This window comes from Burkholderia sp. ABCPW 14, assembly GCF_001523835.1.
Classification (GTDB): Bacteria; Pseudomonadota; Gammaproteobacteria; order Burkholderiales; family Burkholderiaceae; genus Burkholderia; species Burkholderia mayonis.
Map to the genome: position 1 here is coordinate 1 of NZ_LOVS01000120.1, position 526 is coordinate 526.

Consider the following 526-nt stretch of genomic DNA (forward strand, 5'->3'; position numbering starts at 1 on the left):
CGAATTCGAGGCCCGGGCCGAGCGTCGCGCGCGCCTTGTCGAACAACAGCGGATGCCAGATGTGCGGCACGATCGTCACCGGGCTGCGCAGCCCCGATTCGAGGTAGTGTCCGCACGAGTGCTCGAATTCGGGAATCGTCCAGACGCCGTCGTAGCGCGCGCCCGAAAACAGGAAGCCGGACGGCTTGTCGAAGATCGCACGCTCGATGTCGATCACGTAGTCGTTGCCGACACGCATCGTCACGACCTTGCCGCCGCGCTGCTGATACGCGGCGATCCAGCCGGCGTTGAACTGCGCGCTCATCTCGATCACCACGTCGCAGCGCGTCATCGCCTCGTCCATCGAGACGAGCGGCACGTTCCATTTGCCGAGCATCAGTTGCGGATCGGCGTCGTTCGCGCCGCCGTTGATCATCACCGCTTCGGCGACGAGCGGCGACTGGCGCAGCAGCAGCACGAGCAGCAGGCAGTTCTGAAAAATGCCGTTCTCCCACAGCGACTGGCCGGCGCCGCGCACGAACAGCGA

Annotated in this window: 1 protein-coding gene; it reads right to left on the reverse strand. The window is 65.2% G+C overall.

Going from position 1 to position 526, the window contains the following annotated elements; genetic code table 11:
* A partial coding sequence (locus WS62_RS19120) for a DUF2827 family protein (protein ID WP_156441046.1) occupies positions 1 to 526 on the reverse strand: 526 nt, incomplete at both ends.